8 protein-coding genes are annotated in these 8,637 nt (G+C 48.6%); all 8 read left to right on the forward strand.

All coding sequences use genetic code 11. The features are described from left to right. The first annotated feature begins 181 nt into the window (after window positions 1-181). The 8 genes from ACLTOH_RS15065 to ACLTOH_RS15100 all read left to right on the forward strand — a co-directional run bounded on the left by ACLTOH_RS15065 (window position 182) and on the right by ACLTOH_RS15100 (window position 8,309). A complete protein-coding gene (locus ACLTOH_RS15065) occupies window positions 182-1,255 on the forward strand; it encodes a 6-phosphofructokinase (RefSeq protein WP_337413422.1) in 1,074 nt (357 codons plus the stop codon). Window positions 1,256-1,341: 86 nt separating this feature from the next. Continuing rightward, entirely contained in the window at window positions 1,342-2,925 is a 1,584-nt protein-coding gene (gene dnaX, locus ACLTOH_RS15070) for a DNA polymerase III subunit gamma/tau (RefSeq protein WP_117466361.1), read from the forward strand. Window positions 2,926-3,015: 90 nt separating this feature from the next. Beyond that, window positions 3,016-3,360 (forward strand): YbaB/EbfC family nucleoid-associated protein, encoded by a 345-nt coding sequence (locus ACLTOH_RS15075; RefSeq protein WP_022152832.1) that lies wholly within the window; start codon window positions 3,016-3,018, stop codon window positions 3,358-3,360. Continuing rightward, window positions 3,360-3,956: a recombination mediator RecR gene (recR, locus tag ACLTOH_RS15080; RefSeq protein ID WP_412224343.1), complete on the forward strand. Its 597-nt coding sequence runs from the start codon at window positions 3,360-3,362 to the stop codon at window positions 3,954-3,956. The genes ACLTOH_RS15075 and recR overlap by 1 nt, the downstream gene beginning before the upstream one ends. 22 nt (window positions 3,957-3,978) lie before the next feature. Next, the gene (locus ACLTOH_RS15085) at window positions 3,979-5,034 is read left to right on the forward strand and encodes an aldose epimerase family protein (RefSeq protein ID WP_412224344.1); all 1,056 of its coding nucleotides are present in this window, start codon (window positions 3,979-3,981) and stop codon (window positions 5,032-5,034) included. Window positions 5,035-5,171: 137 nt separating this feature from the next. After that, window positions 5,172-6,464, forward strand: coding sequence for a LysM peptidoglycan-binding domain-containing protein (locus tag ACLTOH_RS15090; protein WP_337417265.1), 1,293 nt, complete (start codon window positions 5,172-5,174; stop codon window positions 6,462-6,464). A 126-nt stretch (window positions 6,465-6,590) separates the two neighbouring features. After that, the gene (locus ACLTOH_RS15095; RefSeq protein ID WP_412224346.1) at window positions 6,591-7,790 is read left to right on the forward strand and encodes a DUF5711 family protein; all 1,200 of its coding nucleotides are present in this window, start codon (window positions 6,591-6,593) and stop codon (window positions 7,788-7,790) included. Between the two features lie 12 nt (window positions 7,791-7,802). Continuing rightward, entirely contained in the window at window positions 7,803-8,309 is a 507-nt protein-coding gene (locus ACLTOH_RS15100; protein WP_118505653.1) for a CvpA family protein, read from the forward strand. Window positions 8,310-8,637: the final 328 nt, after the last annotated feature.

Here is an 8,637-nt window from a genome sequence, read left to right on the forward strand (position 1 = left end):
AACATATCTCAAGGATGCTCTGTCTATTAATTTCCTACAGTAAATTTACCCGAACGAAATTACAACAAACTATTTTCAGATGAAAACAAATGTATTAAAATAGAAATAACGATTCAAAGTGTTGGATAGTTATAGCAGACGCAAGAGAAAATAATGAAATATAGAAACGGAGGATCCTACGATGAAGAGAATCGGAATGTTAACGAGCGGTGGTGACTGCCAGGCCCTGAACGCAGCTATGAGAGGTGTGGTGAAGACCCTGGCGAACGGCAAGGAAGAGGTGGAGATCTACGGCTTCCTGGATGGCTACAGAGGACTGATCTACGGTAATTTCCGAATGCTGACGGACAAGGATTTCTCCGGTATTCTTACTAAGGGAGGAACAATCCTGGGAACCTCCCGGACCCCGTTCAAGACGATCCAGGATCCGGATCCCAACGGGCTGAACAAAGTGGAAGCCATGAAGCAGAACTATTACAAGCTGCAGTTGGACTGCCTTGTAATTCTCGGTGGTAACGGCACCCACAAGACTGCGAACCTGCTGCGCAAGGAAGGACTGAATATCGTGACCCTGCCCAAGACCATCGACAATGACCTGTGGGGTACTGATATGACCTTCGGTTTCCAGAGCGCAGTAGATATTGCTACGGATGCCATCGACTGCATCCATACCACAGCAGCTTCTCACGGCAGAGTATTTATCGTGGAAGTTATGGGACATAAAGTAGGGTGGCTGACCCTGAATGCCGGAATGGCAGGCGGTGCGGACATCATCCTGCTCCCGGAGATCCCTTATGATATCGATAAGGTGATCGAGAAGATCGAAGACAGGGACAAAAAGGGCTGCCGTTTTACCATTATCGCTGTGGCTGAGGGCGCGATTTCCAAGGAAGATGCTGCCCTGACCAAAAAAGATTACAAGAAAAAGATGGAAAAATATCCGTTCCCTTCCGTATCCTATGAAGTGGCTGCACAGATCCAGGAGAAGACCGGCAGAGAAGTACGTGTCACCGTACCCGGCCATATGCAGAGAGGCGGAAGCCCCTGCCCTTACGACAGAGTATTCGCCAGCCGTCTGGGTTCCGAGGCAGGCAAGCTGATCCTGGACAACCAGTACGGCTTCATGGTAGGCTATAAGAACCGTGAGATCGTAAGAGTTCCGTTAGAGGATGTAGCGGGCAAGCTTAAGACCGTGGATCCTGATGCTACCATCGTACAGGAAGCGAAGCTGCTGGGCATCTGCTTCGGCGATTAAGACAGAAAATTAATGAGTAACTATTTTCGACAAGCATCTGCTAATATTTGATGGCTCTGAATAGTTACAAGGAAGAGAGAAAAAACATGTCATATACAGCACTATACCGGAAATTCCGCCCGGACGCTTTTTCCGATGTCAAGGGTCAGGATCATATCGTGACGACATTGAAGAATCAGCTGCGGGCGAACCGGATCGGCCATGCGTACCTGTTTACCGGAACAAGAGGTACCGGTAAGACCACGGTGGCCAAGATTTTTGCGAAAACAGTGAACTGCGAACACCCCACAGAGGACGGCCCCTGTGGGGAATGCCGTATTTGTAAGGCAATCGCAGCAGGAGCCAGCATGAATGTCATCGAGATCGATGCGGCTTCCAACAACGGTGTGGACAATATCCGTGAGATCATCGACGAGGTATCCTATTCCCCCGCGGAGGGAAAATACAAGGTCTACATCATCGACGAGGTGCATATGCTCTCCCCCGGAGCTTTCAACGCATTGTTAAAAACGCTGGAAGAGCCGCCATCTTATGTTATTTTTATTCTGGCGACCACAGAGGTGCACAAGATCCCCATTACGATCCTGTCCCGCTGCCAGAGATATGATTTTAAACGAATCTCCATTGATACCATCACGGATCGCATGAAGGAACTGATGGACACGGAGCAGGTACAGGTGGAGGACAGAGCTCTGCGCTACATTGCCAAGGTGGCAGACGGCTCCATGCGTGATGCCTTGAGCCTGTTGGATCAGTGTATTGCCTTCCATCTGGGCAAAGAACTGACCTACGATATGACCCTGGATGTGCTGGGGGCAGTGGATACGGAAGTGTTCAGCAGGTTGCTGCGCTTCGTTATGGACCGGAATGTGTTAGGCTGCATTGAACTGTTGGAAGAGATCGTCATGCAGGGCAGGGAGCTGGTACAGTTTGTCACGGACTTTACCTGGTATCTGCGGAATCTGATGTTGGTACAGACAGCGGATAATCTGGAGGATGTCATAGACATGTCTACGGACAATCTGGCGAATCTGAAGGAAGAAGCTTCCATGCTGTCCATGGACCAGATCATCCGCTATATTCATATTTTCTCCGAACTGTCCGGCCAGATCCGCTATGCGGCACAGAAACGTATTCTGGTAGAGATCGCGCTGATCAAGCTGTGCAAGCCGGAGATGGAGACGGATCAGGAGGCGGTCCTGGATAGAATCCGCCAGGTGGAGGAAAAGGTCGAGAACGGTATTGTAGTCACGGCGGCCCAGATGCCTGCCGGAGCTCCCGGAGCACAGGGAGTGCCGCAGGCCGGTGTGGCAAAGCCGAAGCCACAGTTGCCGAAGGCGGTCCCCGAGGATATCCAGGAGATCGTACGGAAATGGCCGGCCATCGTTGGAAATGCCGAGAATCCCATGAAGATGTATCTGAAAAACGCCCGATTAAGTCTGGGTGGAGACAACAAGCTCATGGTGGTGTTGGAGGACGGACTGGCTTCCGATTATTTCAAGGGGGAAGCCCACGAACAGAACAAGCAGCAGCTGGAAATGCTGTTGTCCGATTTTTCCAGCAAAGAGATTGAAGTGACGATCCAGACGGTGGAAAGCAGCAGAGAATTCGAAGACAACTATGTGGATCTCAGTAAGGTCATCAACATGGAGATCGATGAGGAAGAGTGATCCTGCGTGAATTTGGGATTGCGGCAGACTTGCAGATAAGGTAAGATAGAATAATAACTCAATTATAAATAATATGGAGGAAACAGCAACATGGCAAAAAGAGGTGGATTTCCCGGAGGCGCAATGCCCGGTAATATGAATAATCTGATGAAGCAGGCACAGAGAATGCAGCGTCAGATGGAAGAAGGACAGAAGGAACTGGAGACCAAGGAGTTCTCCGCATCCGCAGGTGGAGGAGCTGTGGAAGTGACCATCAACGGTAAAAAAGAGATCACATCCATCAAGCTGGCAGAGGAGATCGTGGATCCCGAGGATATCGAGACTCTGCAGGATGCTATCGTGGCAGCAGCCAACGAAGCACTGCGCAAGGCGGATGAAGCCAATGCAGAACTTATGGGCAAAATGACCGGAGGATTAGGAGGATTTCCTTTCTAATGGAACTCTACAGCGGACAGATCAATAAATTAATAGAAGAACTGGCAGCCCTTCCGGGGATTGGCAGTAAGTCCGCACAACGACTGGCTTTTCACCTGATCAATATGCCGAAGGAACGCGTGGACAGGCTGGCGAATGTCATGATCGAGGCCAGAGCCAATGTCCGGTACTGTAAGGAGTGTTATACCCTGACGGATAAGGAACTCTGCCCGGTGTGTGCGAATCCCAGACGGGATCATCGTACCATTATGGTGGTGGAGAACACCAGAGATCTGGCGGCTTATGAGAAGACCGGTAAATACGAAGGTGTGTACCATGTGCTGCATGGTGCCATCTCTCCGATGCTGGGTGTGGGACCCGGTGACATCAAGCTGAAGGAACTGATGGAGCGCCTGCAGGGAGATGTGCAGGAAGTGATCATTGCGACCAATTCCAGCCTGGAAGGTGAGACCACGGCAATGTATATCAGCAAATTGATCAAACCGACCGGGATCAAGGTGACCAGAATTGCCAGTGGTGTCCCTGTAGGGGGAGATCTGGAATATATTGATGAGGTAACATTACTCCGTGCTTTAGAGGGCAGAGTAGAATTATAGTTAAAAGAGGGAGGACAAGACAATGGCAGTAATAAAAAGTTCATTTGGGAAAAGCGCGGAAGGGAAAGAGATATCTCTGTATACCCTGAGTAATGATCAAGGGATGAAAGCAGAGATAACGGATCTGGGCGCTACTCTGGTGCGCGTACTGGTACCGGATGCCACGGGCAAGGTGGACGACCTGGTGCTGGGATTTGACAATGGTGAGAGCTATTACGGCAACGACAGCTTTTTCGGCACGGTGATCGGCCCCTGTGCGAACCGTACCGGCGGTGCAGAGTATACGCTGGATGGCGTTACTTATCAGCTGGACAAAAATGACGGTGCCAACAATTTACATACCCATAAGCAGCTGGGATTCCATAAGAGACTCTGGGATGCGGAGATCGGAGAGAACAGCGTGACATTTTCTCTGGAGGATGAGGATGGACATTTGGGATTCCCCGGCAATAAGAAGGTATCCGTAACCTACTCTCTGAGTGAAGAGAATGAGCTGACTCTGCATTACCATGCTGCCAGTGACAAGAAGACCATTATCAACCTGACCAACCATTCCTATTTCAATCTGGACGGGCACGGCGCAGGCAGCATTGAAGAGCATGAACTGTGGCTGAGAGCCTCTCACTTTACTCCGGTGGTAGCAGGATCGATCCCTACCGGTGAGATCCGTGCGGTAGCAGGCACCCCAATGGATTTCACACAGCCGAAGAAGATCGGCAGAGATATCCGGGAAGATTATGAACAGTTACTCCTGACCGGAGGCTATGACCATAATTTCGTGATCGATGGATGGAACGATGACGGTACATTACGGCATATTGCCACAGTAAAAGGCCCGAAGAGCGGCAGAGTAATGAAGGCATACACCACCCTGCCAGGAGTGCAGTTTTATGCAGGCAATTTTATTGATGTACAGCCCGGAAAAGATGGGGTGACCTACGGCAACCGCTGCGGTTTTGCATTGGAGACCCAGTATTTCCCGGATACCATTCATCATGAGAATTTCCCCTCCTATGTATTTGGCGGGGAGAACGGCAGAGAATACGATTCTGTTACCGTATATAAGTTTGAAGCATAGCTAAGAATACATAGAATATGGTGCAAACTTTGTCGAACTGTTTTTGAAGAGGTGCGACAAAGAACGCTAAAATACCTCCTGTGCGGATGCTATAGTTAGTGATAACTGATAGAAACGGCATGGGAGGTGTTTTTTGTATGGAATTACCGAAGAACATAACGCAGATCGGAGAGGCGGACAAGCACTGCAGAATCTATGTGGAAGATTATGTGGTATCTTACATAAAACAAATGAATGGAATGGCACAGAACAAGGATATTGCCATAGCATTATACGGCAGGAAGACAGCAGAGGACGGTGTGGCATATCTATTCGCCTATGGCTCCGCAAAGCTGAATTTCCTGCAGAAGCCGGTGCGGCACCTGTCCCAGGCGCAGGAACAGGAGATTGAGAAGCTGCGGAGAAAGTATTTTTCGGAAATGACCTTTTTAGGCTACCAGATACTGAATGGCGAGATGGTGGAAGGCTTCCAGATCTGCGAACAGGAGATCTGCCGTTATGTGTCGGGGTATGCGCAGTTCTATGAGAAGAATGACAGTATGCTGGCATATATGCTGGAGAACCGGGGCGAAGAGGCGGCACCGGAGAAGGTGGATCAGGAAAAATACGAAGTGGTGAAGAAACGGCAGGAGGAACGCAGACAGAGACAGGAGAGCGGAAATGCCTTCCGTGCCGCCGGACATACGGAGAATGCGCCTGTGGAATATCGCAGAGCGGTAGAGAACAGACGCAGGGAACCGGATAATATTATACCCATGCCAACGACCGGACTGCGTCGGATGAAAATGGCGGCTGCCGGTGTCTTTGTTCTGCTCTGCGTGATGGCATTGGCATTGATGCGGCAGGAAAGCACCGGAGAATCCCTGGGGGAGACAGCCAGGCAGGCCATGAGCAACCTGATGGAGCAGAAACTGCCGGATGCGGTGGAGGAACAGAGCCAGATCAGCACGCTGGTGGCGGAGGACAAGTTGGAGGATGCTCTGCGACAGGAAAATGCTGCGGCGGGAAATACTACTGGGGCTGCAGCAGAGACAGCGATGCCGGAAGGCACGGAAAATGCATCAATGGATGGAACGGGAAACAGTGCTGTAGATCCAACGGAAGAAAATACGGGCAGTGTAGCGGATGGAACCTCTGCGGACAGCAATGTCACAAAAAATACGACAGATGTGACGGAGGCAACAGAACAGAACACGACACAGGAAACAATACAGGATGTGACACAGACGGCAGAACCTGCAGTGGCAGAGACTCCTACAGTGGAGGCGGTTGCTCAACCCACACATTATACTATCCAGAGAGGGGACACACTGATCGGTATTTCTCTGCGGAACTACGGCAGCAACAGTAAAGTATCTGAGATCTGTTCCCTGAACGGTATTGCTGACCCCGATGATATCAAGATCGGTCAGGAAATCCTTCTCCCGTAAAAAACTTATTTTCAAAAAGGGGAAGTGTGTTATACTGTAACTACATGAGCAAAAAGCAGACTGCGCCGCAGTAATTTTGCGAATGCGATTCTTAATAGTTACGATAATACATAAGGAAACAGATACATGGCAGCAGATATCAAGAATTATCTGAAGGAAAAAGAAAAGCGGCAAAAGAGTCAGGATGACTATAAGAAAAAGATCCGTAAACACCGGCTGAAAATCGTGTACCGGGTGCTGTTGGTGGTGGCGGCTTTGGGAGCGGCACTTGCTCTTGTGGTGGTACAGGCAAAGAGACATATCTATACGGGATATGACACCGTATCTTCCATTAGCCGGGAGGTCTCATCGGATGCCACAGACATACGGTTGAAAAACAGTATTCTTACATATAGTAAAGACGGCGCTCACTGTACGGATGCCAAGGGAAATGTAAAGTGGAATCAGACTTATGTGATCCAGGATGTGAAGATCGCTACTTGTGGCGATGTGGCAGCTATCGGCAGTTATAACGGCCGTGAGATCTACGTGCAGAATACGGACAAGCAACTGGGAACTATTACAACGACCATGCCGATCCGAAATATTACAGTAGCGGAAACGGGAAGAGTGACAGCGGTGCTGGCGGATACGGATGTGGCATGGATCATGACTTACGAAGCGGACGGTACCAACAGCTACACGGGACAGGCGCATATGACGGATGGAGGTTATCCGGTATCCGTCAGTTTGTCACCGGACGGAGAGCTTCTGGCAATCAGTTACCTGTATGTGGATGCAGGCGTAGTAAAAAGTAATGTGACATTCTACAATTTCGGACCGGTGGGCGAGAATCAGAGCGATTATATGGTCAGCGCATATTCTTATTCCGACCTGGTCGTGCCGAAAGTGCAGTTTATGAATAATGATACAGCGTTTGCGGTAGGAGACAGCCGTCTTATGATCTACTCGGGTACCCAGAAGCCTGTGACGGCGGGAGAATACCTATATGACGACGAGATCCAGTCGATTTTCTACAGTGATAAATATGTAGGACTGGTATTCCTTTCGGACCAGGCGGAGACCAAGTACCGCATGGATGTGTACAATACTTCGGCATCAAAGGTGGGCAGCTACTATTTTGATGTGGATTATACGGATATTTTCTTCGGGGATGATGACATGGTGATCTACAACGAATCGGAGTGCCAGATCTTTACAACGGACGGTGTGGAAAAATACCATGGCAGCTTCGGTAAGAGTGCCCGGCTTCTGCTTCCTGCAGGAGGTTCCTACAAATATTATCTGGTGACAGATAGTACAATAGATACGATACAGTTAAAATAAAGGAGTATACCAATGAATCTGAATTTATTACTGGTCATCATGGCAGTAGTATTGATCTGCATGGTGATGGACGGCTACAAGAAGGGAATGGTAAAATCTCTGATCTCTCTGATCTCCCTGCTGATTACCTGTGTGGTGCTGTTCCTGATCGGGAATGGTCTGAGCAGTTACTTTGATGGAAAGATATTCAATGTGATCCTGACAATACTGTTGCTGGCGGCGATCGGTTTGGTGCATCATCTTCTTAATATCGTATTTTTCTCGGCAAAGATGATCGTGAAACTACCTATAGTACATAGCCTGGACAAATTACTAGGTATTGTGGTTGGAATCTTAGAAACTGTTCTAATTGTTTGGACAATATACGCATTTAATATCTTCAGAGACCTGGGAACCCTGGGCCAGGTGATCGTAGATTATACCAGAGACAGCAGAATACTTACATGTTTGTATGAAAATAACTATCTGGCATATCTGGTGGAACAGCTCGGACAAAAGCTTCCGTTCTTTGTAAAATAGTAAAAAACAGAATAGAAACATGGCAAAAATCCCCTGTTTATGCGGAATTGACGTAGCAGGGGATAATTTGTGCAAAAAATTCAAAAAATAGTGTTGACAAGTACACTAGCGGATGATATACTCAGATTCGTTGTTGAGGCAACGCCGAGACAACACAACAGCTCGAAAGAAACTTGAAAAGATTTCAAAAAAGTTGTTGACAAAGTCTGACAGATATGTTAACATAAATAACTGTCACGGAAAACAAAGTTTTCCAAGACGAAAAAGATTTCAAAAAAAGTTGTTGACAAACGAAAGCGGTTATGATAAGATATCAGAGTTGCCGCTG

Source organism: Waltera sp. (assembly GCF_046969025.1).
GTDB classification, from domain to species: Bacteria; Bacillota; Clostridia; order Lachnospirales; family Lachnospiraceae; genus Acetatifactor; species Acetatifactor acetigignens.